The organism is Kitasatospora sp. NBC_01300, from assembly GCF_041435235.1.
Taxonomy (GTDB): Bacteria; Actinomycetota; Actinomycetes; order Streptomycetales; family Streptomycetaceae; genus Kitasatospora.
The window spans coordinates 3661364-3687961 of record NZ_CP108408.1 but is presented as its reverse complement, the minus strand read 5'-3'; the positions used below and the strand labels follow the sequence as shown (position 1 = coordinate 3687961).

Sequence of the window (26598 nt, the reverse complement as noted above, 5' to 3'; positions counted from 1 at the left end):
CGACGTACCCCGGCCACTGCCGATGGGCGGGTGGTGAACTCGCCAGCGCCGGGGACGGGCTGCTGGAGGCGAACGGAGGCGCCGGCACTCACGCGCGTCACTGGGGCGTCGTACCTGCGGCGGTCCAGGACGACACAAGGCCGAGCCTCCGCCTACCTTCAGGTCCTCGCCACCGAGCTGCGCCAGGAGGTCAACGGTGGAGCTGATCGTCACGGCCGAGGAGATCGCCCGCCGTCTCGGCATTACCGTCCCGCTCAGCGAGGGCACCCGGCAGCGCATCGAAACGGCCATCGAGGACGCCCAAGACACCCTCGTCGCCCACCTTGGCCGGCCCCTGCTGCCCGTCCAGTACACCGAGAGCGGCGTCCACGCTGGCACCGACGGTTGGGTGCTCCACCACGCGCCCCTCATCGCGGTGATCTCCGCCGTCCTCGACACGGGCACGCCGTCGGGCCCCTTCGGCTCGCCGACCTACACCATCACCTACACCGCTGGCATCGATGCCCGCGCCGACCCGCAGACAGCCCCGCTGCGCCTGTGGGTCAGGGCGACGGCCTGCCATCACCCGCTGCTCGCGGACGCACCCGTGCGGCAGCGCCGTGTTTCCTCCGCCTCCGTGGAGGGCCAGTCGGTGACCTACGACACCGCGGCCGAGCCGCCGGTGCTGCTCGCGCCGCCGGACCTTGACACCATCGACCGGTGGCGGCTGCGTGGCCGCCGTATCTACCAGGCGCCGATCAGGCCGAACCCTCCCGGGCTCACCATCCGGGGTGGCTACGGCACGGGCCGGCTGTGATGGCTGTTCTGCTCGCCGACCGGCAGCTCGGCGTCCGTACCCGGGGAACACCCGTCCTGGACGTGCACGGCGCGGAGATGACCGGGCCGCTCGGTCCGCTGCGGGGACCGTGGCCAGGGCGGGCCATGCCGCAGACCGACGGCACGTGGCACCTGGCTCTGGACAGGCAGGCCGGCACTCTGCTGGTCGGCGACGTCGTAGCCGAGCCGGCCACCGGCACCGAGTGGACGGTGCTCGCGGCCGACGAGGTGACCAGCGCCAGCGATCCGACCCTGGGGTACGTGCGGGTGAAGGCCCGAGCCCGTACCTCGAACGGCACCCGGCCCGAAGGGCACCCCTGATGGCGCACCTCGAACTGCCCGCCGACATCGCCCAGCGTCTGGCCCCGCTGATGCTGCGGCACACACAGCTCCTGGCCGAAGAGGTCGCGGAGGAGGCCCGGCGGCGAGCCCCGGCGGCGAAGACCTGGCACATCCAGGAGGACGGCCAGGCACGGCCCACCCATCAAGCCGCCGATGGGCAGACTGTGCCCGCCCCGGTGCCGTTCAAAGTCGGCGACGCCTTCCTCGTCGGGCCCCGCGACCCGGACGGTCCGGTCGAGGAGACAGCCGGCTGCCGGTGCACGGTCACCGAGGACCCGGAAGCGGTCGCCGCGACCATCTCGGCAGGCAAGGCCGCCATCGACGGCGAGCGAACCCGCGCCGAGGTGACGTGCGACTTCCCGAGGGCAGCCGAGGCGGAGTTCGCGCACGGGGAGGGCACGCACTTCATGAGCGGCGCCACCTCGCAGGTCGCCAACCGGCACCGGTGACCGGCAGCCCCAGACGCCGGGCCTTCCTGCTGTCTGGCCCGGCGGGACGGTAGAGGTCCCGACTGCTTTCCTTCGGCCGGTCACCCCATTCCCGTTCGAAGGACCCGTCATGGCACACACCGACACCGTCAGGATCGTCCTCGCCCACCACCTCGACCGGCAGGGGAAGTCACTGCTGCCCGGCGACGAGATCGAGGTGCCGCACGATGAGGCCCGGCAACTGGTCAGCGCCGGGTACGTGGCCGGTGTGGACCCGTCCGACGCCGAGGCCGTCGCCAAGGCCCTCGCGCCCGCGGTCGAGCGCAAGCCGGCCCTGTCGAAGGCGCCGGCCAACAAGGCCGCCGAGGGCCAGGCGAGTGCGTGACCTGGCCTCCCTGGACGCCGAGGAGCTTGCCGTCACCTGGCTGTCCCAACACGACGAGCTGACCGGTGTCCTGGGAGGCCCCGGTCGGGTAGGGGCCCGCAACGCTCCGCCCTACCCGCGCATCCGCGTCACCCAGGTGCCTGGTGGCTCTGCCCCGGGGTGGCGTTGGACCGCCACCTTCCACCTCCAGGTCGAAGCGCTCGGCGACCTTGACCGCTCCACACCGCGCCCGGTGCTGCGCCTGGCGTTCACCACGGCGGTCAAGGCCCTGCACGAGCTGGCCGTGCAGGAGGGGAAGCCGGGGAGGCCGGTGGTGACCGCGGTGCGGGCTCTGTCGGCGGGCGGGTGGTTGCCGGAGCCGACCGGGCAGGGCCGGTACGTGGGCGTCGTCGCTCTCACCGCGCACCCTGCGGCCGGCTGAGGCCGGGGGATTGTGCGAGTTGCGCGACAGCCTCATGCGCGGTGAGGGGCGGGGACGGCGCGACGCTACCGCCCGGCGGGGCCTACGGTCCGACACGTCCCTGGCGCGTCCCTTGAGGAGGATCGACCGTGCCCACGGAGAGCCTGTTCGTTGCCCAGATGGCCCGGCTGTACCTGGCGCCGCCGGGTACGATCGCGCCCACGGACCCGGTGGCGGTGATGCCGACCGGGTGGACGGAGGTCGGGCTGTTCAAGCCGAGTTCGTTGGAGTGGAACACCGACCCCAAGTTCGAGGACATCAAGAGTCACCAGTTGCGGTACGCGGCTCGGACGATTCAGACCGAGGACGCGGCGACGGTCAAGGTCGAGCTTCAGGAGTGGAACGCTCGCAACATCGTCGCGGTGTACGGCGGTGGTGAGGTCACCTCCACCACCCAGAGCGGCAAGACGTTCTACCGGTACAGCCCGCCCAAGGTGGGCGGTCGCAAGCAGTTCGAGGCGGCGGTGGAGCTGATCGACGGCTCGAAGCACTACCGCCGGATCGTGCCGCTGTGCGAGCAGGTCGCGTCGGTGAACCAGAAGTTCCCCAACGACTCCGAGTCGACGCTGCCGCTGGAGCTGAAGGTGATCGGCGGGGCCGTCGGCGACCCGTGGTACGACCTGACCGACGACCCCGGATTCGCCCCGGCGGCACCGTGAACTTCCTCTGGAAGTAGCAACATTGGGCCTGTGCCCATAGGTGGCCCCTGCGCCTACTGTGGATCACGTCGGGCGGCCCTCCCCCCTGGGGCGGCCCGACCCAGCGATGCCCCGGCTACCCCCCTGGCCGGGGCATCGCCTTGTGCAGTACGGGGGCTGGCGCTCCTCGGGGCGACGCTAGCCCCCTGCGGCTCCTACGGTCTGCGGCGTTCCGTTGCCGACAGACCGAGGAGCCGACATGGCCGGGATCGACCTGGACGCCGCCCGCCGGCGCCGGCTGACCGCCGCCGCCGAGAGGGCGGGCGCCGCGCAGGCCGAATACACCGTCGGGGAGGAGCCGGTCATCCTCGGCGGCACCGAGGTGGCCGTCCTTCCGGCGGAGCTGCCGCTGGAGGTGTGGCAGCCGCTGATCGGCATCCCGTACCTGCCGCTGCTGCTGCGTTCGCTGGTGGAGGCCGCCCAGGCGCAGGGTGAGCAGCAGACGCAGGCCGCCAGCCTGATTGTGGACGTGCTCGGCTCGGAGCCGAGCCTGCCGTCCGACCTGATCGCGGCCGCCGCCGAGATGGGCCGCCGACTGCTGGGCGAGGACGGCTTCGCCCGGCTGATGGCCCAGCGCCCCAGCCACTCCGACATCCTGGAGCTGGTGCGCTACGCCTGGACCAAGTACCTGGCGGGCGGTGGCGGCCTGGGGGAACTTATCGGGCCGTCCGAGACGCCTTCGAGCGCTGGGACGACCTCGAGGCCGACTTCCAGCGGTACTACCAGCTCGATGTCCGAGGTGTCTGGCGACGGCCCGGCGACCCTCAATTCGTCGGCACCCGACGCCTCCTGACCCTGATGCGGGGACTGCCTGCTGAGGCCCTGCTGCGCCGGGACGAGGCGGAGGTCGGCGCGGATCGTTGGGGCCTGACACAGGAGCTGCTGGCGCAGCTGGTCGAGCTGGTGTCGGTGCTGGCGGCAGAGCACCGCCTGCGCCGACCGGTCGAACTGCCGCGCCCGGCCTACCTGAGCGCTGGCCGCGCGCGCGAGCGCGACGAGCAGGGCATGGCCCGTGCGGTCGCCGTGCTGCGCCGCAGCGGGAAGGCGGTCGGCCGTGGCTGAGGAGATCGACTCCGGTCGCCTCGTCGTCGAGGTCGTCGCCGACTCGTCGGGGTTCGCGACGGACGCGAAGGCCCGTGTCGACGCGGCCGTGCGCAACCTGCGGGCCAAGATCCGGCTGGACCCGGACGCTTCCGGTCTGCGTGAGCGCGTCGAAGCCGCTGCGCAGGCCACCCACGCCCGCATCAAGGTCACGGTCGACATCGACACCGCCGGGCTGCGCCAGCGCGTCAAGGCGGCCACGCGGGCCGTCAGTGCCCGCATCAAGGTCGCGGTCGATGCCGACACGTCCGGTCTGGCGGAGAAGGTGCGGGCGGCGACCGCCGGTGCCGCGTACGTGCGCGTCGGTGTCGGCCTGGACACCGGCAACCTGCGGCAGCGTGTCCGGTCCGCCGTCGAGGCCGCCGCCGCCACCGTCAAGGTCGACCTCGACGTCGAGACGGCCGGGCTGCGAGCTCGGGTCAAGGAGGCGCTGGCCGGCCTGTCGGTGCGCGTCCGGGTCGACGTCGACACCGCCGCCGCGACCACCCGCCTCGCGGAGTTCCGCGCGCTCGCGTCCCGGCCGGTCGACGTCCCGCTCAACGCTCACGGCTCCGCCGGCGGCGAGGGCGGGGGCGGGGGGCTGCTCCAAGCCGCTGAAGGCTTCGGCTCCACCGTCGCCGGTCTGGCCCGCCTGCCCGCGATGGCCTCCGGGGCGCTCGCCCTCGGCCAGGCCCTCACCCAGGTCGCCGCCGGGCTGTTCGCGATGGGCGCGGCCGCCGCGCCCGCGGTCGGGCTGCTCGGCGCCCTTCCCGGGGCGGCGGGCGCCGCCGTTCAGGGCGCGGGAACCTTGTTGGCCGCGTTCTCCGGCATCGGCGCCGCCGTCAAGGCGCTCGGCCAGGCGGACAAGCAGTCCGCCGGGGCGTCGTCCGCCTCCGCGCAGGCCCGGCAGGCCGCCGCCGACCGGGTGGCGGACGCGCAGCGCCGCCTCGGCTCCGCGCAGCGCGACAGCGACGAGCAGGCGCTTCGCGGCGCCGAGCAGGTCGCGCAGTCCCGGCGCCGGCTGGCCGACGTCCAGGAGCAGGCGGCGGCGCAGGTCGCCACCGCCGACCGGCAGCTGGCGGCGGCGGAGCTCACGGTCACCCGCGCGCACCAGGCCGCCGCGCAGGCGCAGCAGGCGCTCAACGACGCCCGGCAGCAGGCCGCCCGGACCCTGGAGGACCTGAACCGGGACGCGGCCCGCGGGCCGCTGGAGGAGCAGAAAGCGCTGCTCTCCCTGGAGCAGGCTCGCAGTCGGCTCAACCAGGTCAACGTCTCCCCGTTCTCGTCGGAGACGGACCGGCGCGAAGCGCAGATCTCCTACCAGGAGGCGGTCAACCAGCTCGATGACGTCCGCACCCGCAACCGGCGGCTCGCCGAGGACGTCAAGAAGGCCAACCAGCAGGGCGTCGAGGGCAGTGACCAGGTCGCCTCCGCGAAGGAGCAGCTCGCCCGCGCCCAGGAGGCCGAGCAGGACGCGGTCCGGGGCGTCCAGGACGCCGAGCAGCAGGCCGCCCGTGCCCGTGTCCAGGCGGTACGCGAGGTCCAGGACGCGCACAACGACCTCGACAAGTCCGTCCGTGAAGCGCAGCGCCAGCAGAAACGTTCCGCCGAGCAAGTAGCGGACGCGCAGCGGGACGTCGCCCGGGCGGTGCGGGATCAGTCCCAGGCGCTGAACTCCGCCGCCGGGGCCGCCAGCGCCGCCGAGCAGGCGCTCGACGCGCTCTCCCCCGCCGGGCAGCGCTTCGCACGCTTCATCTCCGGCACGGTGCAGCCGGCACTGCGCGGGCTGCGGAACACCGCGCAGGAGGCGCTGCTGCCGCCGCTGGAGAAGGCAATCAGCCGGGGCCTGACCCTGCTGCCGATCTTCAACGGGGCGATCGGCGAGACCGGGAAGGTACTCGGCCAGGCCGCCGAGCGCGGCGCGGAGATGGCCACGTCCGGGCCGTGGCGCGCGGACCTGGCCCAGGTCGCCTCGACCAACACCAGGGTGATCGGCTCGCTGGCGAACGCCGGTCTGAGCGCGGCCGACGGCCTGCGCAACATCACGGTCGCCGCGGCGCCGCTGCTGGAGCGGCTGGCCCGCGGTACCGAGCGCGGGATGGCCCTGGCGGCCGCGTTCATCCAGGCCCGCCGCGACGGCGGCCAGCTCGAAGGGTTCTTCCAGCGCGCGGGGGACACCGGGGCGCAGCTGTGGGGCATCCTGCGGGACATCGGCCTCGGTGTCCTGAACATCGGGCGCGCCGCCGCCCCCGCCGGGCAGCAGCTCCTCAACTCGCTGTCGGCCGCCGCGACGTCCTTCCGCACGCTCACGGGCGAAGGGGAGACGCAGGCCAAGCTCGCCGGGTACTTCGCCAACACCGTCCCCGTCCTCCAGGAGGTCGGTCGGCTGGTCGCAGCCCTCGGCGTTGCCTGGTTCAACTTCACCAACAACCCGACACTCGCGCCGCTCATCGCCCGGCTGCGCACCGACGTCCTGCCAGCAGTAGCCGAGTTGGCCGGATCGCTGGGCAACGGCGAGCTGTGGGGCCAGCTGGTTGGGCTGCTCACCTCGATCGCCGGCATCGCCGCTCAGCTCGGCGGCCTCGGCAACACCCTGTCCGGGTTCCTGTTCGTCATCCAGGCCGTCGCTTCGGCCGTGCAGGTGCTGCTGTCGATCCCCGGCATGGGCGCCTTCGTCTCGGCGCTGCTGACGATAGCTGGCGTCGCGGGCGGCATCATGTTCGTCGCCAACGCGATCGGTGCTGTGCGCGGCGCCCTGACCCTGCTGTCCGCCAACCCGATCATGCTGATCGTGGCGGCCGTCGCCGCCGTCGTCCTCGGGCTCGTGACGGCCTACCAGAAGGTCGACTGGTTCCGTAACGCCGTCAACGGCGCGTTCAGCGGGCTCGCCGACGGCGTGCGCTACGCCCTCGACAGCATGGTCTCCTTCGCGACCTGGTCCTGGGGCAAGCTGTCCGGGATCTTCGCCCCGCCCATCCGCTTCCTCGTCAACACCGTGTACGACGGCGGGATCCGGAAGGCCTGGAACTGGATCGCGGACAGCTTCGGCCTCGGCAAACTGCCCAGCTTCACCGTCGGGTTTGCCCGAGGCGGCGTCGTGCCCGGCTACGCGCCCGGGCGCGACACCGTCCCCGCCATGCTCTCCCCCGGGGAAGGCGTGCTCGTGCCGCAGGCCGTGCGCCAGCTCGGCGGAGAAGGCGGCATCACCGCCCTCAACGACGCCGCCCGCGCCGGCCGCCTCGCTGACGCCGGCGCGCCCGTGCAGGGCTTCTCCCTCGGCGGGCTCGTGGACGGCGCGGTCGACCAACTGCGCGGGTGGGCCGCCGGCGCCCTCGGCAAGGCCCTCAACCCGGTGCGGTCCTGGTTCAACTGGATGCCCGACACCGCGTGGGGCGGAGTGCTACGCGGCATGGTCAACCGGGCCGTGGACGGCGTGCTGGCGTTCGTGCGCGGCTACTCCGGCGGGGGAGTGGTGCCCGGTTATGCGCCCGGCCAGGACAGCGCCCTGGCCCGGCTTAGCCCCGGCGAAGGCGTCCTGACCCCGCAGGCCGTGCGCGGCCTCGGCGGCAGCACGGCCGTCAGCGCGATCAACGCCGCCCGCGGCCAGATCGCCGACGGCGGCCAGGGCGAGCGCATCGGCACCGTCATCTCGCCCGGCGCGATCGTGCAGTACATCACCAACCCGCTGCCCGAGACGCCGGGCGAGACCGTCAACAACCGGCTGCGGGCCCTCGCGAGCTTCGGCCTGTTCGACAAGGAGAGCGCCTGATGGCCCGCGAACGCTGGCTGGTGGACGGCTACGACCTCACCGACGGCCTGGTGCGCGACGTCGAGTACCGCGCCGGGCTGACCGCCACCCCGGCCGTCGTCGGCGCGAACGCCACCGTGCCCAACCGCATCGGGGAGCTGTGGCGGCCCAAGCACTTCGGCCCCGGCAAGTTCACCCTCGCTCTGTGGCTGGCCCCGCAGTCTGGTGGCTGGCAGGAGGTCGAAGCGGCGTGGGAGGACCTGCTGCGCATGGTCGCCCGCCCTCACCGGCTGCTCACCTTCGAGCGGCGCACCGCCGCCGGCCAGGTCCGGCGCTGCGAGGGCGAGGTGCTTTCTGCGCTCACCCCGACGCCGCTGGGCCAGAGCGGCATGCGCATCAGCCTTGAGGTCACCGTGCCCGCCGGGTACTGGGTGTCCGCCGACACCAGCACCCAGGCCAGCACCGCGGGCGCGGCCGCGCCTCAGGACCTGGCACTGACCGCGTTCGCTGACGCCACCGCGCCCATGGAACAGCTCGCCTACCTGATCACCGGGCCGATCACCGCCCCGACCGTCACCGACACCACTGACGGCACCGGCCGCGACGGCGATTCCTTCACCTACACCGGGCAGATCCCGGCCGGGCAGACCCTCACCGTCGACGCCGCCACCTGGCAGCTGACCGGCAGCGGCGGCCTCGTCCCCGACCCCGGGCGGCTGACCCTCACCGGGCCCGCGGTCCTTCGCCTGGCTCCCGGCCGACCAGGCAGCCCCCCGAGCGTGCGGCTGGCCGGCACCAACACCGGCGTCAGCACCCAGCTCGCCGTCACCGGCCGCCGCGCCTACCTGACCTGACCGGAGAACACCGTGGCCGTGCACCTGCGCGTCTTCAGCCCGAGCGGCGCCCTGCTCGGGCTGCTGCCCTACCCCGCCGACCTCAAGACGCAGGCCGAGCACAACGGTGCCGGCGCGCTGACCTTCACCTACCCGCGCAACGCCCTCGGCGCAGCCCTGCTGGCCGGTGACGACCCGCGCATCTCCCTGGTCATCGACGGTGTCGAGCAGCCGCAGCGCTACCTGCTGGAGGACGATGGCGACGACCCGGCAGACGGAGGCGGAGACGCCCGGCCGGTGCAGGTCGGCTGCCGGGGCGCCCTCGCCCTGTTGGACCGCGCCGTGATCTACCCGGTCGGCCACACTCCCGGTCAGGCCGTGCAAGGCCTTGACGCGCACTTCCCGTTCGTCAACGCCACTCCCGGGGCCGTCATCGCCACCCTCCTGCAGCGCGCCCAGGCCCGCGGCGCCCTGCCCGAGATCACGTGGGACTTCACCTCGGCCGCCGACAGCGCCGGCCGCCCCTGGCCCACCACGTACACCGTCCAGTACGACGCTGGCGGCGACCTGCTCAAGACCGTCACCTCGATCACCGGCGCCGGGTGGGCCGACGTGCGGATGGAGGGCTACCGGCTGCGCGCCTACGTGCCCGACACCGCGTGCGCCACCGACCATCCCGGGATCGTGTTGTACCTGGGCCGGGACGTCCTCAAGGGCCCCCGGCAGCGTTCACGTCGCTCGGTGCGGTCCCACCTGCTGGCCTCCGGCGACTCCGGAAACCTCGCCGAAGTCGTCAACCCGACCGCGGCCGCCCGCTACGGACGCCGCGAGGCCTTCGACGGCCGGGGCGGCATCACCGACACCACCACCCTCGCCGAACTGGCCCGCGTCACCCTCGGCGGCATGGGCGCTGCCTCCGAGGGCTTCACGATCGAGCTGGACCCGGCCGCGACCCAGCATCGGCCCGGCATCGACTACCGGCCCGGGGACTACATCCGCTACGACCAGCGGCGCACCGACCCGACCACGCTGGAGCCGCTGCGGGTGCGCACCATCGCCACCACGTACGACGACGCCGGCCTGCCCACTAGCAGCCTGGAGCTCAACGACCTGTTCGTGGAACAGCGCATCCGGGTGCAGCGGCAACTGGACGCCCTCACCAACGGCTCCGCGACCGCCTCCCGCACCCCGCTGCCGCCGCTGGGTGACCGCAACGACACCGTCGCCCCGAAGCAGCCGGACGCGGTGCTGCTCGGCTCCTGGGCCTACCTGGACCGGGACGGGCAGCAGCATGCCGCGCTCGCGGTGTCCTGGCCCAAGGTGACGCAGAACGCCGACGGCACCGTGTACGACGACGCCGGCAACTACTATGTCTCCTACCTACTACCCGGCCTGGCGACCGGAGGCCGGGACCCGCAGTGGTCCCCGGAGCAGGCCGTCAACGGCACCATCACCCACTACGACCAGCTTCCCGCCGGGCAGCGCGTCCAGGCCCGGGTGCGCACGGTGGACGCCTCCGGGAACTCCTCCACCTGGCGGCTGTCGGAGGAGATCATCCTCGCCAGCGACACCACGCCGCCCCCGGTGCCGTCGAAGCCGACGGTCACCTCGCTGATCGGCGCACTGCGGGCCGTGTGGGACGGCCGCGGCGCGCAGGGCGAGGAAATGCCCGCTGACTTCGCCGAGTTGGAGGTCCACGCCTCCACCGCGGCCGGGTTCACCCCCAGCGCGGCGACGATCGTCGACCGGCTCGCCGGAGCGGCGGCCGCCCCGATCACCGGCCTGTCCTACGGCACCACCTACTACGTGCGGTTCGTCGCCCGAGACCGCGCGGGCAACGCCTCGCGGCCATCCGTCGAGGCCTCCGCCGCTCCGACCGTCGTCATCAGGTCCGACCTCGCCGACCAGATCATCGGTACGCTCCAACTCGCGGACGCCACAATCGTCGGCGCGAAGATCGCGCTCGCCACCATCCAGGACGCCAACATCGGCACCGTCTCCGCCAGCAAGCTGACCGTGGGCAAGCTCAACGCGGACCTCACAGTGTCCGCCCGCATCAAGACCGCCGACACGGGCGCGAGGGTCGAGATCAACTCCGGCGGCATTGAAGCCTGGAACGCCGCCGGCGTGAGGACCGTCTCTGTGTCCGCGACGACCGGCGAGGTGAAACTCATCGGGGGCCTGTCCAGCGGAACGACCGGGCAGCGGATCGAGATCAACCCCGGCGGGGGCCTCCCGGAGATCCGCTTCTTCCCCACCAACGGCAACAACTACGCCTTCATCAACGCGGTCGGCGGGAGCAACGGCTCGGCGTACATCGGACTGAACAGCGGCACCTTCCAGCACAACGGGCAGTCGACGGCCTACAGGCTCTACCTGACCGACTACGTCTCCGCCCTGGAGACCATCCGCACCGACACCCAGAAGCCGTGGGGTGGCGCGGTCAGGATGACCGCCAGCGAAGGCGCCGCCCTCGTCTACCTCGAAGAGGACAAGCTTCACGGTTACGTGAGCGCCCGACAGTGGGGCGCCAACCTCGGCCGGTACAACGACGACGGCTCCAGCAGCGAACTGTGGCTCGACAACCCTGCCCTGCAGTACAGGGGCACGTTCCCGAACTACTGGTACGCCGACCCGGATCGCGGATTGTTCACCGGCACCGTTCAGATGGACAACTGGAACAGGGCGTCGCTCAGCTACGGGCCAACGATGATCTCTGACATGGTGCCGATCGCCAGCTTCCGGTGGACGCAGGCGATCCTCGGCTGGCACGTGACCGACAGCAGCCGCACCGGGTTCACCGTTGGGGTCAACGCCAACAACAGCGGGTCCGTCGGCTTCTGGTGCTTCCGCATCTGACAGGGAGGGAAGACCCCATGCCCGAGCAGTACCGAGTCCTCGCCGTCGACCAGATCACCATCGGGCCGACGCAGTGCTGGCAGGTCCGCCAGCAGCGATCCGACGGACACCACATCACGATCTTCCCGACCTCCGCACTGGAGTGGCGCGCAGCCGAGTACGACATCGACCCCGGCACCCCGGACGGCCTCGACCAGATCATCGACATGCTCCTGCACGAGCCGTTCGTTCCCGACCCCATTGAGCACCGGCACACCGACCCGGCTGCCGCCAAGGGCCTCACCGCCCCTGCCACGCAGGCGATCCACGGCCTGGCCGTCGGGGACACCGCTCCCGTCACCCTGCACAACGCGCCCGACCGGGCGACCGCCCGCGCCGCCCACCTCGAACGGATCGCCCACGTCAAACGGACCCGCGTCACCGTCACGGCCGGCCCGGCCGCAGGCAAACTCCGCGCGGCAGCAGCGCAGCCCGCAGCGGACCCCCTCGACGTGATCCGACGCAGCCACGGCATCACCCCCGAAGGCGTGGCGGCCAAGGTCGAAGTCGTGGAACAGGTCCGCCGGCAGCTCGCCCTGCCGCAACCCTCGCCTCCCGCCGATGCCGCGCCCCGCCACCTGGAGACCTTCACCACGCCGATGTGGGACGCTGCCGTGCCCCGACGCGACGACGCGCACCAGCGCGACAGCGGAGACGAGACAGCATGACCGACCGCCCCACCCCTGACCAGCTTGACCACCTGCTCGGCACCGCCGACCGCCGTCGGCTCACCCTTGCCGAAGCTGCCCTGCTGAGGGCAGGCGTTCAGGACCTGCGGAAGGCGGCCGCCAGCGCATGCACCCGATCGCCCGCCGACGACACCGCCAAGGTGACGAAGTGAACGGAGGACCCGCCACCGTGACGCAGACCACCGAGCCTGTCAGCGTGGACGCCGAGCAGTACATCGCCCGGCTGCGCACCCAGATGGCCGAAGCATGGGGCCAGACACAAGCGGAGCTGGCACTCGCCCGCGAGGAGAACACGGCGCGGGCCGCCCGCGAAGCCGACAAGGACCGGCGGATCGCCGAACTCGAGTCCACCATCGCCGAACTGCGCGGCGCCTCGACGCGACCGTAGACACCGCCGCGTCCTACCGTCCCCGACTGTGGAACGGGACCGGGACGACCAGCAGCCTCCCGCTGGCCGACGACACCGACGGAGGACCAGATGGAACGAGATCACCGGCTGGAAGACGACCCGGGACCTGATCCTGTTCCTGATCGGAACAGCAATGATCGTGCGGGAGGTGTGGACGCCGCCGATGGACCCGAGCGTGATCGTCACGGGGCTGACCCTCGCGGGACTGCCCGCCGCGCTGTCAAGGGACGAACGGCCGCCGCCACGCGAGTAGCAGCGCACGCCGGCCTGGTGACCCGCTACCGGGTCACCACCGGCTACCTGGCCGCCGCCGGCATCGCGCTCGCCGCTACCTGGCCGCTCTGAGCGCACCCCGCTCCGCACCCACCAGCGCCGGGAGACGACCGTGAACATCCTCGTGGTCGCCGGACCTGTGTCTGCGGCCGGCACTGCCTTAGAGTGATGATGTGGCCGCCGGGCCAACCGGCCGCGTGCTCTGGCAACACGCCCTTCGGGGCTGTCTCCTATCAAGGGGAGCACGCGGACCCGGGCGGGATTCGCACCCCGCGGGCCCGGCGGCCACACTTCCTAATCTCCCTTCTCCGCAGCCGATTTGGCCCCGTGGTGGGTGTTCCCACGCAGGCCGGGCCAGCGGGAGGGTGGAGGCAGGCAGCCACACCGGGGCCTGCGAACCCCGGTGCCGCCACGGAGACAAGGAAGGCACCCTGAGGTGACAGCACCAGCTCAGCAAGCACCCCCCGCGACCGAACAGGTCACCCCGCTGACGGACAACCGCGCGGAGATGACCATCGAGAAGGCCGACCAAGTCCTGGAGATCACCGGCGACCAGCGGTTCTGGACGAAGGCGCAGCGGGCCGCCCTCGCCGCCATCGGCCTCGCGCAGGCCCCGACGCACGACCTCGTCGCGTTCTTCCACATCTGCAAGTCGACCGCGTTGGACCCGTTCCGCCGCGAGATCTACTACATCCAGCGCAAGCGCAAGGTGTTCGGGCAGGACGAGCTGTACTACACCGCGCAGACCGGCATCGACGGGTTCCGGCACATCGGGCAGCGCACTGGCCGGTTCATCCGGCGCGTCGGCCCGTTCTGGACCGGACCCGAAGACGACCCGAAGTGGTGGATCGTGGGAGAGGACGGGATCAACCGCCGACGGTGGGTCGACGTGTGGCTCCACGACAACCCGCCCGCCGCCGCGATGTGCCGCATCGAACACCGCAGCATCGCCGGGGACGAGACGGTCACCCAAGCCGTCGCCGTCTTCGCCGAGTTCGCCGTCGGCAAGGACGAGTGGCAGGACGACCCGCGCACGGGCAGAGGAGTCAAGACCGGCAAGCGCATCCTGACTGGGCAGTGGCCGACCATGGGCGCCCACATGATCGGCAAGGTGGCCGAAGCCCAGGCATGGCGCATCGCCTTCCCCCGCGAACTCGTGAACATCTACGAGCACGCGGAGATGGAGCAAGCCGACGCCGCTCAGCGCGAACTGGAGCGCGAGGCAGGAGCAGCACGCCGCCGCGAGGCCCGATCCCAGAAACAGCCCGGTGTCGTCGTCCCCGGCACGGTGGTCAGCGCCTCCACCACCGAGACGGCCGATGGAGCTACGGGACAGGGCACGCCCGAGGCAGAGCCGGACACGACCTCGGCGGAACCGGCTGACGAACCCCCCACCGCAGATGAGCTGCGCCAGGAACTGCGCGCCTACGCCTCCGCGATGGGCAGCACCGTCACCAAGATCACCGACCGGTGGCGGAAGGCGACCGGGATCGGCCTCAACAAGGCGAACGCGGCGCAGCTGACCATCCTGCTCGCCGAGCTCCGCCCCTACGTTCTGTCCGCGCTCGGATCCCACCCCGAGGCGGCCGAGCACGTCGAGGCCGGCGGCCTGCTGATCCGGCTCGACGCCGACACCACCGTGTGGAGCAGAGAGGACGCCCGCGAGGGCTAGCCCGTTCCTCCCCGCCCACCCCACCCGCAGGGCGGCGCCCCGGCCGCGCGGCCCTGCGGCCTGCCCACACGGACACCTCATGCAGCCCCTCATCGAGCAAGCCCGCAACCTAGCCCGCGCCCGTCTCGTCGGCCCCAGCCCGCTCCCGTGCCGCTGCGGCGCGCCGCGTCACGCGCACCGGGGACAGAAGCGCTCCGGCGGCCACCTGCCCACCAGCTGCGCCCGCTACGGCCGTGACCCCGCTGACGTGCTCCTGGAACGTGCCCAGGCGGCAGCCCATGCCCGGCTCGGCGACGACCTCGCGGCGTCCGAGCGCACCGGACGCCGCCGACGCTCCCGCCGCCCCAAGAAGCCGGGCCAGTGGTCGATCGGCGCCTCCGACACCAGCTCCTGCCGCCGTGCGATCTGGTACCGGGAGAACCCGCCACCCGGCTACGTCCCGGCCCCTGTAGACCGGCGCGCAGCCCGGGCCGGAACCCTGATCCACGACTCGGTGTCCCGACGCCGGCGCGCCCTCTACCCGTGGCGGCTGTACGAGCAGTCCGTCACCCTGCCCGGCCTGGACCGGCCGAGCCGCTACGACGAGTACGACCCGGTCACCGGCGTCCTGTACGACTACAAGACCGCTGGGGACTGGAAGTGGGCGCTGGTCGGCGACGACGGCCCGCCCGAGACGGAGTGGGACCAGACGCAGCTGTACGCCCTCGCCCTGTACCTCGCTGGCGAGGTGGTGACCGAGGTGAGGATCATCTACTTCGAGCGCAAGAGCGGCAGCGACGAGGAGTTCACCCGCCCGTTCGACGAGCAGGCCGCCCGGCGGGCGCTCGGCCGGTTGACCGCGATCGCCACGGCCCTGGACCTGGGTACCGCGCTGCCCCGGGACAGGTCCGGGCCGAGCACCGACGTGATCTGCCGACGCTTCTGCCCGGCTCGCATCGACTGCTGGAACATGCTCCGCGCCGAGGCCGTCGGCCGTTCCCCGGAGTCGTACACCCTCGTGACCGACAAAGCCGACATCGAATGGGCCCTCGGCGAGTACGACCGGCACCGCGCCGCGAAGTCCGCTGCCGAGAAGGCGCAGAACATCGCCAAGGCGCTGCTCGACGGGGTGCAGCCCGACACCTACGGCGAGTACGAGTACGTGCGCACCGCCGGACGGCTCAAGGACCCCGAACCGGACCATCAAGGACGCGTCCGGCAGCTCGAAGCCTTCTGGGACAACCCGCCCAACGAGCGCCCGGCACTGCACGAGCTCGACTACCCGACCAAGCGGTCCCGCACGTCCGGCAACACCCAGGTCCGCCGGGTGCGCGCGGCCAAGCGCGGAGCCCCGCCGGTGCGCGGCGGCCAGTAAGGCCGCCAAATCCTGCGCGCATCACTCTCCCTGGCCAGGCGCTCCTTGCCCGCGCCTGGCCAGGCCGACCCCGGGCATCGAAACGGCCCCGCTGTCCGTCGGCTGATCTAACGTCCGCCCATCGCACGTAAGTTGAGAGGAACACCGTGACCAGCCCGTACGGCCCCGCGCCCGACGCGCCTCGATCGCCCTGGTTCACCCAGCGGTCGCCCGCTCTGCGGCCCGCCGCGCACCTCACGCCAGCGCGGCCCGCCGGGGACGCCGGCACACCGATCTACGAACAGGTCGTCGCCGAGTTCGGCGACCCGTTCAGCCGGATCGGCCCGATCCACGCCCGGTACCCGCGCCGACCTCTCGCTGGCCCGGCCGGGAACTGAACCCCCACCCCAGTACCGGAAGTTGCTCGACGCGACCTAACGCCGGGCGGGCGCCTAGGTTCCCCGCTCATGGCAGCCCCCCGCTACATCGACTACATGCCGCTGGACGAGATCCGGCCCGCCGCCCGAAACCCGAAAGGGCACGACGACGACGGGCTGGATCGTTCCGTCGAGCAGTTCGACTTCACCGAGCCCGGCCTGCTGGACGAACGCACCGACCGGCTGGTGGCTGGCCACGGCCGCTACGAGACCCTCGCGCGCCGTCGCGAAGCGGGCAAGGCCGCTCCGGAGGGCGTGGTCGTCACCGCCGACGGCACGTGGACCGTTCCCGTGGTGCGCGGCTGGGCATCGCGCGACGACGCCCACGCCGAGGCCTACCTGATCGCCTCCAACCACCTGACCACCGCCGGGGGCTGGGACGGCGAGGGCCTGGCCGAGATGATGGCCGATCTGGAACAGGTCGACCCGGGCCTGTTCGCCGCGACCGGCTTCGACCACGATCAGCTCGACGCGCTGCTCGCCGACCTAGGCCCTGATGCTTCCGGTGGCGACTCGGGCCCGGAGGAGGACAGCGACGACACGGAGCCGGAGCAGGTCACCCGCGGGGATCTGCTGGCCCTGGCCGGGGTGACCGTCGGCGAGCCCGAGCACCAGGTCGAGACCGGGCAGGTGTGGGAGCTGGGTGACCACCACCTTCTCGTCGTGGCCGAGGTCTTCGACGGCTGGCCCGCCTGGTCGCCGCTGCTCGTCGAAGGCAGTCTCTTCCTGCCCTACCCGACGCTCCTCTCACCCTTCGCCGACCGGGCTGTCGGCCGCCGCCTGGTGATGGTGCAGCCGGAGCGGTACCTGGCCGGTCACCTCCTCGACAAGTGGGCGCGGATCAGCGGTCAGACCCCCACCCTCAGGGCCGAGTCGTGACGGCGGTCCTGCCGACCGCGGGCGGCACCTTCGACCCGGCGGAACGGCCCATCTACTTCACCGCGGGCGGAGGCGAGTTCAATGCGGGCCCGCACGTGCTGATGGCCGTCAACGAGATGATGGGCGACGCCGAGGAGCAGCGACTGCGCGACCTGCTGGACGCCGGCTGCCGGGTGCTGCTCGACTCGGGGATCTTCTGGCTCACCAACCGGCACAGCCGGGCCCATGGTGTCTCCATGGACGAGGCCCTGGCCCTCGCCCCGGAGCAGATCGACGGCTTCGAGGATCTGCGCGAGCGGTACGTGTACCTGGCCCGCACCTACGGCGACTGGCTGTGGGGATACATCGAGCTGGACCAGGGCGGGCTGCTGCACAAGCGGGCGCAGCGCGCGGCCCTTCACGACCTCGGCCTCGCGCCGATCCCGGTGTACCACCCCCTGGTGGACGGGTGGTCGTACTTTGACGAACTGGCCGAGCAGTACGACCGCATCTGCGTGGGCAACATCGTCCAGGCGTCGGCCCCGGTACGGCTGCGGCTGCTGCACACGATCTGGGAGCGCCGCCAGCGGTACCCGCACCTGTGGATCCACGCGCTCGGTCTGACCGCCAACGAGTGGTGCCTGCCATTGGCCCCGGACTCCTGCGACTCCTCGTCCTGGCTGGCGCCGCTGCGCTGGAACCACCAGCGGATCGAGACGGCGATGCTGCGCCGTGTCGGCAACCTGCCCGCCGGCTTCCGCTATGCCCCGGGCGACAGCGCCTCCTACCAGGCAGCCGCCCGGCTGTGCGCGGACGCCGCGACGGCGCTGGGCACCTGCTGGAGGCACGCCGCCCAACGCGTCCAGGAGCTGACCGGCACCCCCGGCGGCACCGCGCTGGAAGGGGCGCAGCGATGAGCCCGAGCCACCAGCGCGCCGCGGTGAAGCGCACCGGCGGAGGCGCGTTCGACCCGGCCGACCGGCACCTGTACTTCGCTGCCGGGGACTCCGAGCACTACCCGCACCACGTGCTGCTGGCCACGAACGACCTGCTGACCGCCGGCCACGAGCGGAAGCTGGTCAAGCTGCTGGACGAAGGGCACCGGGTCCTGTTGGACAGCGGGATCTTCTGGCTGACCAACCAGTACAAGCGGGCCCACCCGGGCATCTCCATGGACGAGGCCCTGCGCCTGGCCCCGGAGGAGATCGACGGGTTCGATGACCTGTACTCCCGGTACGTCGAGCTGGTGCAGCGCCATGGGGACCGGCTGTGGGGCTACATCGAGCTGGACCAGGGCGGCCGGGACAACAAGGTCCGCACCCGCGCCCGCCTCGAGGGTGAAGGCCTCGCGCCGATCCCGGTGTACCACCCGCTGGTGGACGGCTGGGACTACTTCGATGACCTCGCGCAGCAGTACGACCGGATCTGCTTCGGCAACGTGGTCCAGGCGCCGAATCCGGTACGGCTGCGCCTGCTGCACACCCTGTGGGAGCGCCACCGCCAGTACCCCGACCTGTGGGTCCACGTCCTCGGCCTGACGGTCAACGAGTGGTGCCTGCCGCTCGCCCCGGACTCCTGCGACTCCTCCACCTGGCTGGGCCCTCTGCGTTGGCCCGACGTCCGCGTCGACTCCGCGTTGCTGCGCAAGGTCGGCGTGATCGACCGCGGCTTCGCGTACGACCTGGACCAGCCAGCCCACCCCACCCGCGGCCGCACCGCCTGCTGCCTGATGTGCGCGCAGATCGTCGAGGCCACCACCACCGTGTGGCGCCTCGCCCGCACCACCCGCGATGAGCTGCTGGGCCAGCAGCCCTACCCGCCCCTCACCGAACCGGAGGCACGATCCTCGTGAAGCCATCTGCCAACGTCTGGACCAAGGTCCAGCTGCCCGGATTTCACCACTGGCCCGCCGCGCCCGAGCACCGCTCCTACCTCCGGGCCCGGCACCGCCACCTGTTCCACATCACGGTCTCTGTCGCCGTCGCCCACGACGACCGCGACACAGAGTTCCACGACCTCGGCGATCTGATCCGCGGCTGGTGGGGCCCGGATGCCCGGGAGTGCGGACCGGCCTCGTGCGAGACGCTGGCGCGCACCCTCGCCGAGCACATCAGCGGCGTCGGCCTGCGGGTAACGACGGTCGCGGTGTCCGAGGACGGCGAGGCCGGCGCGATCGTTCACCTGGGAGATGCGGGGGAGCAGCGGTGAGCCACGCCGTCACCGTCCGCCACAACTTCGAGACCGCTCACCGGCTGCCGCACCTCGCGGGGAAGTGCGAGAACCTGCACGGGCACTCCTGGCTGGTCGAGGTCACCGTGACCGCCCCGGTGCTCGCGGCCGGCACCGTCGTGGAGTTCGGCGCCTTCAAGCGGGCCCTGCGCACGTGGATCGACACCTTCCTCGACCACGGCACCATGCTCGGCGCCACCGACCCCCTCGCCCCGGTCCTCGCCGGGCAGGGCAGCAAGCTGTTCCGATTCGGTGCCGACGACCCGACCGAGCAGGAGCAGCATGCCGCCGGCCTCGGCTGGCCGAGCGTGGAGGCCGTCGCCGAACTGCTCAGCCGCGTCGCCACCGAGGCCCTGCGCACCCTGCCCCGCGCGGCTGGGGCGTACGTCTCCCACGTCGGCGTGTCCGAGACCGCCGTCAACGCCGCCTCCTGGACGGCGGCCCCGTGAGCGCCCTCGTCGTCCCCGACGCGGGCCTGCCCGTCGCCGAGACCTTCGGGCCCACGATCCAGGGAGAAGGGCCGAGCGCGGGCCAGCGGGCCCTGTTCCTGCGCCTGGGTGGCTGCAACCTGGCCTGCGGCTGGTGCGACACCCCGTACACCTGGGACGGCAAGCGGTACGACCTGCGCAAGGAGATCGGCCGCGTCCCGGTGGTCGAACTCGCCGAGTGGGCAGCCGAGCACCCGCACGCGATCGTCGTCATCACCGGCGGCGAGCCGCTGCTTCACCAGCGCACCGACGCCTGGCGCTCGCTGATGGCCGTGCTGCGCTACACCACCCGCCGGGTCGAGATCGAGACCAACGGCACCCTCGCGCCGAAGCCCGTCAGCCTCGGCGTGCCGCGGCTGGTCTTCAACGTCAGCGCCAAACTGGCGAACTCCGGGATGCCGGAGGAACGGCGGATCAAGCCGGACGCCCTGGAGGCCTTCGCGGACCTCGCCCACCGCGGCCGTGCCCGCTTCAAGTTCGTCGCCGCCGGCCCGGACGACCTCGAGGAGATCGCCGACCTGGTCGACCGCTTCCGCATCCCCCCGCACGCGACCTGGGTGATGCCCGAAGGCGTCACCGCCGAGGACACCATCGACGTCGCCCGGTCCCTGGCCGACGACGTGATCGGCCACAACTGGAATCTGACGATGAGGCAGCACGTGCTGCTGTGGCCTGGAGAACGCAACCGATGACCAACCCCACCAACACCATCGACCTGACCGGTGCGACCGAGCACGCCGCCGGCCTGCTCGCCGCCCTCGGCATCCCATGCGACACCGAATCCACGGCCGCTACCCCCCGGCGGATGGCCAAGGCCCTCGCCGAGCTGACAGCCGGCGTGCGCCTGGACCCGGCCCGGCACCTCGCTGTCACCTTCCCGTCGGAGGGGGAACGGGCCGGGCTGATCGCCGCCGTCGGCGTGCCCTTCGTGGCGATGTGCGAACACCACGTGCTGCCCTTTCCCGGCCACGCCACCGTCGCCTACCTGCCGACTCCGGGAGCCCGGATCGTGGGCCTGTCCAAGCTGGCCCGTCTCGTGCAGGAGTTCGCCGCCCGGCCGCAGGTTCAGGAACGGTTGGGCCGGCAGGTCGTGGACGCCCTGGGCGCGTACCTCGACATCCAGGGCGCGGCGTGCCTGATTCGGTCCCAGCACGCCTGCATGACGCTGCGCGGTGCCCGTGCGCACGGCGCGGCGATGGTGACCACCCACCTGACCGGTGCGCTCCACGCAGACCCCGCCCGTCGCTCCGAAGTTCTCGCACTTATGCCGTCACCGTCCTGACGGGGAACGGGATTTGTGCCCAAGGAGGCCGTTCGCGCGGGAGGATGGCAGGGCCAGGCCGGGGCCGCGAACCCCGGCCGCCCACCACCAAGGAGACGACCGATGAATCTCAGGGTTCCGCTGGACCTCCCCCCGACCGCGTTGCGGCTGGGCGACCTGCGTGCCTTCCTCGGGGTACTGCCCGATGACCTGATGGTCGTCGGCGACTGCGCCGGACCGCAGGGTAGGTGCCTGACCAGGCTGGGGTGGCCGATGAAGGCGTCGGTGCTGGACGAGTCCGGCCGCCATGTGCCGGTGATTGCCCTGGCGCAGGTCCACGCCGCCGACAAGTTCGGGATGACCGTGTCGCGCCTCCATCGGCTCGTCGCCGACCTGCCGGAGGAAGCGCCGGTGGTGACGGCCTGGAGGACGCCGGAGGGACCCCGTCAGACGACCGTCGGGACGCCCGAATTCGGCGACTTGATCACCAACGTGACCACTGGGGCGGCGGTCAGGGTGGTGGTCCTGCCCGGCGTGCTCAGCGGTGCGACCGGCCGGGCGTACGACGCAATCGTCGACGGCTTCGGCTTGCACTGACCCGAAGGCCCAGCAGCCAGCCGGGCACCAGTGACGTCACTAGGTGCCTGGCTGGGTGCTGACGTCCCTGGGTCCGATGAGGGCTGGGGTGGCCGCCGGCCGCCCGGCCCGGGCGTGGCGGGCTCGCGCCGGTCAGTGCGCACGACCCCGTGAGGGTCACCCCGATGCTCTCCATGCCGACCCGGCGAGCCGTTCCAAGTTACTCGCCTCTGCCTCATCACCGTCCTTACCTGGCGAGGGAGTTGTGCCCAAGGGGGCCGATGCTGCTGGAGGATGGCAGAGCCAGACCGGGACCGCGAATCCCGGCCGCCTGAACAAGGAGACCAACGATGATGCTCAACGTTCCCTTGGAGCTCCCCGCGACCGCGATCCGGATCGGGGACCTTCGCGCCCTCCTGGGGGTGTTGTCCGCTGATCTACTGGTCGTCGCCGACTGCCCCGGGCAGGACGGTCCCGGTCGCACTCGGGTGGGATGGCCGGTGAAAGCCCCGGTACGCGACGAGTCCGGCCGACGGGTACCCGTGGTCGCGCTCCCGGAGGTGGACGGTGACGACGAGGACGCCATGACGGTGTCGCTCCTGTGCGGGCTCCTCGCGGACTTGCCCGAGAGTGCGCCCGTGGTGGCGGTCTGGGAGACCGAGGACGGCCCCCTTCAGACGACGGTCGGCGCTCCTGAGGTCGGCGACCTCATCAACGAGGCCTCCGGGCTGACGGTTCGGGTGGTTGTCCTCCCGGCCGTGCTCAGCGGTGCGACCGGCACGGCGTACGACGAGATTGTCTACAACCTCGGTTGGGAGTAGCCCGACGGGGCGACGGCGAAGCCGCTGACCACCTACTGCCGTAGTAGGTGGTCAGCGGCTTCGCCGGTGGATTTGTCGGCCGCCGGCTTGCGGACTGGTGCCGGGCCGAGGGACTGCCCCTGGCGGGGCCGCGATCACTGGACCGGAGCGACGGGCCGGATGAGGGCTTGGGTGGCCGTCGGCCGCCCGGGCTGGGCGTGCAGGCTCGCGGCGCCGGCGTGCACGACGTCGAGATGGCGCTCTCTACGCCGACCCGGCGCACCGCGTTGAGTCAGTCGCCCTTATACCATCACCACCCTTACCTGGCGCGGGAGTTGTGCCCAAGAGGGCCGACGCTGCTGGAGGATGGCAGAGCCAGACCGGGACCGCGAATCCCGGCCGCCGACAGGTCAAGGAGACCCATCATGATGCTGCTGAGTGCCCCTGAGGTGCCTGACGAGGTTCTGCGTGTCCGGGACCTGCGCAAGCACCTTTCCCTGATGCCGGACGAACACCTGGTCGCCGCAGACTTCGACGGCCTGTCCGGGGCAGCGGGCTCTCTGCTCGGCCGGCCCGTGAAGGCTACGGCGCGCGACGAGTCCGGCCGGCGGGTTGCTGTGGTGGCCCTGCCGCAGGTGCCGGTCACGGACGCGAGCGTCGTCAGGGTCGCTTTCCTGTGCAGCCGGTTGGCCGAGATGCCGGACGACGCCCTCGTGGTCACCGTCTGGGAAGACTCTGACGGCGCCCGCCAGAGCACCGTCAGCGCCCCGCTTGAGGGCGTCTACGTGAGCGAGGCCTCCGGAGTGACGATGCCCGCGGCGATCCTGCCGTACGAGCTCAGCGACGCCACCGGCTTCGCCTACGAGGAGATCGTCTGCGTCCTCGGCTGGGAGTAGCCGACGCCCCAACAGGACAGGCGGGCACCCCGTAAATTTACTGGGTGCCCGCCTGGGCGCTGACGTCCTGGTACCAGCGCCTCACATGAGGCGGTGGTACCAGGCGGGCCGCCTGCGGCCGGTGCCCGGCCGCAGGCCTGCTACCGGTGGCGGAGCAGCGACCACAGGACCGGGCCGGTGAGCCCGATGAGGGCCGAGGTGGCCGTCGGCCACCCGACCTGGCTGTGCAGGCTCGCGGTGGTCAGCGCGCCGTGGCCACAGACCGCGAGGTCTCGCCAGGTAACCGGCCGGTCCGCCGCCGAAGGCGGCGCGGAGCCTTTGAACTGTGTCATGATGGGCATCGTTCCCTTTCTGCTAATTCCATGCAGCGCGACGGAACACGCGGGCCACCCCCTGTCCGGGGTGGCCCGCTCCGCACATCGAATCCTACGGACCATCAGAGGTCCTGCCAAATCACCTTCGTATCGCTGTGAATCGTTCCAGCTCAGCGCCCGAGAGAGCGCGTGATGCGAAACCCCTCACTTCAAGGAATTCGGGCTTCGGGGTGGCCTGGAGCGTGCAAGCATGCACGCGTCGGCGCTCCCGGTTGTGCATCACAACCTCGCATAAACAACTTGCATTTGGGCACGCCAGGGCGCGTTGGATCATCCGGCATGAAGATATTATTAGTTGGAAACATTTCCACTCAAGGGTATTCAATTAAATGGATGAATCAGCCGGTATGGGTGATTAGGTAAATCCCCACCAATTTCCCACGGGTTGAATATGAATTCTTGGGCTAGTTGGGGTTTGAGGGGCTTCTGGCCTCGGTCTTCTGGTAATTCGTGAATCTAGATCGCAATTGCGAACTTGCTACTGGGGAAGACCCCTGGGTTTGTCTGGAGGGTTTGTCGAGGGATGGGCCTCGTGCTGAGCCCGGAGGGCTGCCTTCGCTGCCGGGGAGCCGTTGGCCCGCTGTTCGTCGTACTTTCACGCTCGTGAGTAGCCGCCGCGGTCGCCGTCCCGCCCTCGATCCGGAGGTGGAGAAGCGGCTCCTGGATGCCGTGCGGGCGGGCGTGCCGGTGAGCGACGCGGCGCCGATGGCCGGCGTCCACCCCAGCACCGTGTACCGGTGGCTGGAGCGAGCGGAGCAGGAGCAGCAGAGGCGCGAGGCCGGCCAGCGGGCCCGTGCGGGCGAGCAGTCCTTCTGCGAGTTCCGCGACAAGTTCATGCGCGCGCGCAGCGAGGGCAAGGCGCAGCTGGTGTTGCTGGTGCGGAAGGCGGCGACAGGCGGCCACGTGGTGCGGGAGCGTACCCGCACGGTGCGGGACCCGGAGACGGGCGAGCGGGTGGTGCAGGCCGAGCGGGACTTCGCCCAGCCGGACTGGCGGGCGGCGCAGTTCCTCCTCGCGTGCCTGGACCCGGACAGCTTCGGCCGGGCGGCGCAGGCCCGTATCGAGGTGGCGCCGGCGGCCGGTGGCGAGCTTCCGGCGGCCGCGGCGGACCAGGGGGCCGGGGTCGAACGGTTGGCGGCCCGCTTGGCCAAGATCCGGCAGGACTTCGCGGCGGAGCTGGAGGAGGACGCGGCGGTGGTCGATGCGGAGCTGGTGGAGGGCTCGGAGCCGTAGGGGCTGGTCCGTCGTTGCGGGCCGGCTGCGGCTGGGCGGCGCCGGCCAGGAGTGTCCCCTTTGGCCAGAATGCTCAACTCGTGTGCCCTCTAAGGCTGTTGTCCGGTTCTGTGCCCTTGGTGAGTGTGGGCTTAGTCGGGCCCGACGGGCCCAAGGGGGCAGGGAGTAACACACATGGCGAGCAAAGATGTTGAACTGGGCCGGGTGACTGCCGTGGTAGCTGAGCAGGTCGTTGCCGAGCTGGCGTCCGCCAACCGCGTGCTGCACAGCGTCGGTCTCGGTGAAGTGCCGGACTACGCGATCAACGGGGGCGTGCTGCTCAGCACCGTGCGGCAGGAGATCCTGAGCCTGTCCGAGGTGCGGCAGATGGTCACCCTGGCCGCGCTGTGGCGGCTGTGGGCGAAGGGGAAGAACGTCGCCGCGATGCACCCCGACATGGCGTCGGAGCTGGCGACGTACCGGCTCGGCACGCTGCCGGGGCAGCTGTTCCGCAACCTGGCCCGCCACCCGAACCTGATGGTGGTCTTCGCCGAGCCGCCCACGGTCGAGCTCAGTGTGGGAGACGGCGGCAAGGGGCGGCTGCTGGCGATCCTCTTCAGCGGGCGGCACGCCCCGGACAAGCTGCTGTGCCTGACCAGCGACCAGCGGATGGATGAGATCGCCGTCGCCGTGATCTGTGAGCCGCTCGCCGAGGACGGCACCCCGCTGCCCCCGCCGCCTGGCGGGACGACACCGGTACTGGAGTTCTGCCACCTGTCGATCCCCGCTCGGACTGGGGACAAGTTCACCGCCGAGGAACTTGCGCTGAGGATTGCCCGCAAGAGCGGCCAGGAGAAGCCGACCGACGCCCAGCGCGCGATCGTGACGAGGGCTCTGCAGGTCGCTGTCTACCTGTGCTCCTCGAAGGCGGACATCGCGGCTGCGCCCGCGCCGCGAGGCAAGGCCGCCAAACCCGGCAAGCAGCGGCGCTGGAACAAGCCGGAAAGCTTCCTACGCCTGGGCTGGCGGCTCGGCCCGCGCCTGAAGGCTGCCCGGGTACGCGCCCAGGAAGCGCGGCGCAGCGCCGCCCCGAGCACCGGCGGCACCGGCTCGGCAGGGGGCTGGAGGCAGTACACCCACCAGCGGGGCGGGCACCTCAAGACCGTCTGGTACGGGCAGGGGAAGACGCTCTCCGACTCGCGACTGATAGAGCCGTACTGGGTGTCGGAGGACCTGCTCGACGAGGACGGGCAGGCCCCCGAGGGCATCATCCGGCCTGTGAGGTAAGGCTGTTGTCCGCCTCTGCACGGGGTGGGGAGGGTGGTGGGGTCCGCCAACGCCGGGGCCCGGCGTTGGCGGACCCCCTGTTGCCGAGCCCCGCCGCGAACGGGGCCTCCCGGAGG

Annotated in this window: 31 protein-coding genes; 30 read left to right on the top strand and 1 reads right to left on the bottom strand. The window is 71.7% G+C overall.

Going from position 1 to position 26598, the window contains the following annotated elements; translation table 11 throughout:
* The first annotated feature begins 196 nt into the window (after positions 1-196).
* The 28 genes from OG556_RS16335 to OG556_RS16200 all read left to right on the top strand — a co-directional run bounded on the left by OG556_RS16335 (position 197) and on the right by OG556_RS16200 (position 23609).
* On the top strand, positions 197-796 hold the full coding sequence (locus tag OG556_RS16335; RefSeq protein ID WP_371517677.1) for a hypothetical protein: 600 nt from the start codon (positions 197-199) through the stop codon (positions 794-796).
* Positions 796-1137: a hypothetical protein gene (locus OG556_RS16330; protein ID WP_371517676.1), complete on the top strand. Its 342-nt coding sequence runs from the start codon at positions 796-798 to the stop codon at positions 1135-1137. Before OG556_RS16335 ends, OG556_RS16330 begins: the two co-directional genes overlap by 1 nt.
* Complete coding sequence (locus OG556_RS16325) at positions 1137-1607, top strand: hypothetical protein (RefSeq protein ID WP_371517675.1); 471 nt, start codon at positions 1137-1139, stop codon at positions 1605-1607. The genes OG556_RS16330 and OG556_RS16325 overlap by 1 nt, the downstream gene beginning before the upstream one ends.
* Before the next feature lie 109 nt (positions 1608-1716).
* Positions 1717-1971, top strand: a complete 255-nt coding sequence (locus tag OG556_RS16320) for a hypothetical protein (protein ID WP_371517674.1) — start codon at positions 1717-1719, stop codon at positions 1969-1971.
* Complete coding sequence (locus tag OG556_RS16315) at positions 1964-2392, top strand: hypothetical protein (protein ID WP_371517673.1); 429 nt, start codon at positions 1964-1966, stop codon at positions 2390-2392. Before OG556_RS16320 ends, OG556_RS16315 begins: the two co-directional genes overlap by 8 nt.
* A 128-nt stretch (positions 2393-2520) precedes the next feature.
* Positions 2521-3090, top strand: coding sequence for a hypothetical protein (locus OG556_RS16310; protein ID WP_371517672.1), 570 nt, complete (start codon positions 2521-2523; stop codon positions 3088-3090).
* Between the two features lie 238 nt (positions 3091-3328).
* On the top strand, positions 3329-3922 hold the full coding sequence (locus OG556_RS16305; RefSeq protein ID WP_371517671.1) for a hypothetical protein: 594 nt from the start codon (positions 3329-3331) through the stop codon (positions 3920-3922).
* Positions 3923-3927: 5 nt separating this feature from the next.
* Positions 3928-4191, top strand: coding sequence for a hypothetical protein (locus OG556_RS16300; RefSeq protein WP_371517670.1), 264 nt, complete (start codon positions 3928-3930; stop codon positions 4189-4191).
* Positions 4184-7978: a hypothetical protein gene (locus OG556_RS16295; protein WP_371517669.1), complete on the top strand. Its 3795-nt coding sequence runs from the start codon at positions 4184-4186 to the stop codon at positions 7976-7978. The genes OG556_RS16300 and OG556_RS16295 overlap by 8 nt, the downstream gene beginning before the upstream one ends.
* Entirely contained in the window at positions 7978-8811 is an 834-nt protein-coding gene (locus OG556_RS16290) for a hypothetical protein (RefSeq protein WP_371517668.1), read from the top strand. Before OG556_RS16295 ends, OG556_RS16290 begins: the two co-directional genes overlap by 1 nt.
* Positions 8812-8823: 12 nt before the next feature.
* Positions 8824-11649, top strand: coding sequence for a hypothetical protein (locus OG556_RS16285; protein ID WP_371517667.1), 2826 nt, complete (start codon positions 8824-8826; stop codon positions 11647-11649).
* 17 nt (positions 11650-11666) lie between these two features.
* Positions 11667-12356, top strand: coding sequence for a hypothetical protein (locus tag OG556_RS16280; protein WP_371517666.1), 690 nt, complete (start codon positions 11667-11669; stop codon positions 12354-12356).
* Complete coding sequence (locus OG556_RS16275; RefSeq protein ID WP_371517665.1) at positions 12353-12529, top strand: hypothetical protein; 177 nt, start codon at positions 12353-12355, stop codon at positions 12527-12529. The genes OG556_RS16280 and OG556_RS16275 overlap by 4 nt, the downstream gene beginning before the upstream one ends.
* Before the next feature lie 17 nt (positions 12530-12546).
* Positions 12547-12765 (top strand): hypothetical protein, encoded by a 219-nt coding sequence (locus OG556_RS16270; protein ID WP_371517664.1) that lies wholly within the window; start codon positions 12547-12549, stop codon positions 12763-12765.
* A gap of 28 nt (positions 12766-12793) precedes the next feature.
* A complete protein-coding gene (locus OG556_RS16265; RefSeq protein WP_371517663.1) occupies positions 12794-13039 on the top strand; it encodes a hypothetical protein in 246 nt (81 codons plus the stop codon).
* 456 nt (positions 13040-13495) lie between these two features.
* Entirely contained in the window at positions 13496-14731 is a 1236-nt protein-coding gene (locus OG556_RS16260; RefSeq protein WP_371517662.1) for a recombinase RecT, read from the top strand.
* Positions 14732-14810: 79 nt separating this feature from the next.
* Positions 14811-16085, top strand: coding sequence for a hypothetical protein (locus tag OG556_RS16255; RefSeq protein WP_371517661.1), 1275 nt, complete (start codon positions 14811-14813; stop codon positions 16083-16085).
* 146 nt (positions 16086-16231) lie between these two features.
* On the top strand, positions 16232-16462 hold the full coding sequence (locus OG556_RS16250) for a hypothetical protein (RefSeq protein ID WP_371517660.1): 231 nt from the start codon (positions 16232-16234) through the stop codon (positions 16460-16462).
* Between the two features lie 69 nt (positions 16463-16531).
* Positions 16532-17380 (top strand): hypothetical protein, encoded by an 849-nt coding sequence (locus tag OG556_RS16245; RefSeq protein WP_371517659.1) that lies wholly within the window; start codon positions 16532-16534, stop codon positions 17378-17380.
* A complete protein-coding gene (locus OG556_RS16240) occupies positions 17377-18276 on the top strand; it encodes a hypothetical protein (protein WP_371517658.1) in 900 nt (299 codons plus the stop codon). Before OG556_RS16245 ends, OG556_RS16240 begins: the two co-directional genes overlap by 4 nt.
* Positions 18273-19211, top strand: a complete 939-nt coding sequence (locus OG556_RS16235) for a hypothetical protein (RefSeq protein WP_371517657.1) — start codon at positions 18273-18275, stop codon at positions 19209-19211. The genes OG556_RS16240 and OG556_RS16235 overlap by 4 nt, the downstream gene beginning before the upstream one ends.
* Positions 19208-19567 carry a hypothetical protein gene (locus OG556_RS16230; protein WP_371517656.1) on the top strand — a complete coding sequence of 120 codons (360 nt, stop codon included), beginning with the start codon at positions 19208-19210 and terminating at the stop codon, positions 19565-19567. Before OG556_RS16235 ends, OG556_RS16230 begins: the two co-directional genes overlap by 4 nt.
* Complete coding sequence (locus tag OG556_RS16225; RefSeq protein WP_371517655.1) at positions 19564-20037, top strand: 6-pyruvoyl tetrahydropterin synthase family protein; 474 nt, start codon at positions 19564-19566, stop codon at positions 20035-20037. Before OG556_RS16230 ends, OG556_RS16225 begins: the two co-directional genes overlap by 4 nt.
* Positions 20034-20768, top strand: a complete 735-nt coding sequence (locus OG556_RS16220) for a 7-carboxy-7-deazaguanine synthase QueE (RefSeq protein WP_371517654.1) — start codon at positions 20034-20036, stop codon at positions 20766-20768. Before OG556_RS16225 ends, OG556_RS16220 begins: the two co-directional genes overlap by 4 nt.
* Complete coding sequence (gene folE, locus OG556_RS16215) at positions 20765-21358, top strand: GTP cyclohydrolase I (RefSeq protein WP_371517653.1); 594 nt, start codon at positions 20765-20767, stop codon at positions 21356-21358. The genes OG556_RS16220 and folE overlap by 4 nt, the downstream gene beginning before the upstream one ends.
* A 15-nt stretch (positions 21359-21373) precedes the next feature.
* Positions 21374-21934: a hypothetical protein gene (locus tag OG556_RS16210; protein WP_371517651.1), complete on the top strand. Its 561-nt coding sequence runs from the start codon at positions 21374-21376 to the stop codon at positions 21932-21934.
* A gap of 329 nt (positions 21935-22263) precedes the next feature.
* On the top strand, positions 22264-22734 hold the full coding sequence (locus OG556_RS16205) for a hypothetical protein (RefSeq protein ID WP_371517650.1): 471 nt from the start codon (positions 22264-22266) through the stop codon (positions 22732-22734).
* 404 nt (positions 22735-23138) lie between these two features.
* Complete coding sequence (locus OG556_RS16200) at positions 23139-23609, top strand: hypothetical protein (protein WP_371517649.1); 471 nt, start codon at positions 23139-23141, stop codon at positions 23607-23609.
* Between the two features lie 140 nt (positions 23610-23749).
* On the opposite strand, the gene OG556_RS16195 is transcribed toward OG556_RS16200, so the two are convergent.
* Positions 23750-23941, bottom strand: a complete 192-nt coding sequence (locus OG556_RS16195) for a hypothetical protein (protein ID WP_371517648.1) — start codon at positions 23939-23941, stop codon at positions 23750-23752.
* 645 nt (positions 23942-24586) lie between these two features.
* On the opposite strand from OG556_RS16195, the gene OG556_RS16190 reads away from it, so the two are divergent.
* Together OG556_RS16190 and OG556_RS16185 are read left to right on the top strand one after the other, a co-directional pair.
* Complete coding sequence (locus OG556_RS16190) at positions 24587-25216, top strand: helix-turn-helix domain-containing protein (RefSeq protein ID WP_371517647.1); 630 nt, start codon at positions 24587-24589, stop codon at positions 25214-25216.
* A gap of 174 nt (positions 25217-25390) precedes the next feature.
* Complete coding sequence (locus tag OG556_RS16185) at positions 25391-26482, top strand: hypothetical protein (protein WP_371517646.1); 1092 nt, start codon at positions 25391-25393, stop codon at positions 26480-26482.
* Positions 26483-26598: the final 116 nt, after the last annotated feature.

Excerpts from the sequence above, each read along its gene's own strand:
- OG556_RS16275 (WP_371517665.1), top strand. The coding sequence starts at position 12,353 with ATGACCGACCGCCCCACCCCTGACCAGCTTGACCACCTGCTCGGCACC.
- OG556_RS16320 (WP_371517674.1), top strand. The coding sequence starts at position 1,717 with ATGGCACACACCGACACCGTCAGGATCGTCCTCGCCCACCACCTCGAC.
- OG556_RS16305 (WP_371517671.1), top strand. The coding sequence starts at position 3,329 with ATGGCCGGGATCGACCTGGACGCCGCCCGCCGGCGCCGGCTGACCGCC.
- OG556_RS16235 (WP_371517657.1), top strand. The coding sequence starts at position 18,273 with ATGAGCCCGAGCCACCAGCGCGCCGCGGTGAAGCGCACCGGCGGAGGC.
- OG556_RS16200 (WP_371517649.1), top strand. The coding sequence starts at position 23,139 with ATGATGCTGCTGAGTGCCCCTGAGGTGCCTGACGAGGTTCTGCGTGTC.
- OG556_RS16195 (WP_371517648.1), bottom strand. The coding sequence starts at position 23,941 with ATGACACAGTTCAAAGGCTCCGCGCCGCCTTCGGCGGCGGACCGGCCG.
- OG556_RS16300 (WP_371517670.1), top strand. The coding sequence starts at position 3,928 with ATGCGGGGACTGCCTGCTGAGGCCCTGCTGCGCCGGGACGAGGCGGAG.
- OG556_RS16325 (WP_371517675.1), top strand. The coding sequence starts at position 1,137 with ATGGCGCACCTCGAACTGCCCGCCGACATCGCCCAGCGTCTGGCCCCG.
- OG556_RS16205 (WP_371517650.1), top strand. The coding sequence starts at position 22,264 with ATGATGCTCAACGTTCCCTTGGAGCTCCCCGCGACCGCGATCCGGATC.
- folE (WP_371517653.1), top strand. The coding sequence starts at position 20,765 with ATGACCAACCCCACCAACACCATCGACCTGACCGGTGCGACCGAGCAC.
- OG556_RS16290 (WP_371517668.1), top strand. The coding sequence starts at position 7,978 with ATGGCCCGCGAACGCTGGCTGGTGGACGGCTACGACCTCACCGACGGC.
- OG556_RS16245 (WP_371517659.1), top strand. The coding sequence starts at position 16,532 with ATGGCAGCCCCCCGCTACATCGACTACATGCCGCTGGACGAGATCCGG.
- OG556_RS16280 (WP_371517666.1), top strand. The coding sequence starts at position 11,667 with ATGCCCGAGCAGTACCGAGTCCTCGCCGTCGACCAGATCACCATCGGG.
- OG556_RS16330 (WP_371517676.1), top strand. The coding sequence starts at position 796 with ATGGCTGTTCTGCTCGCCGACCGGCAGCTCGGCGTCCGTACCCGGGGA.
- OG556_RS16255 (WP_371517661.1), top strand. The coding sequence starts at position 14,811 with ATGCAGCCCCTCATCGAGCAAGCCCGCAACCTAGCCCGCGCCCGTCTC.
- OG556_RS16185 (WP_371517646.1), top strand. The coding sequence starts at position 25,391 with ATGGCGAGCAAAGATGTTGAACTGGGCCGGGTGACTGCCGTGGTAGCT.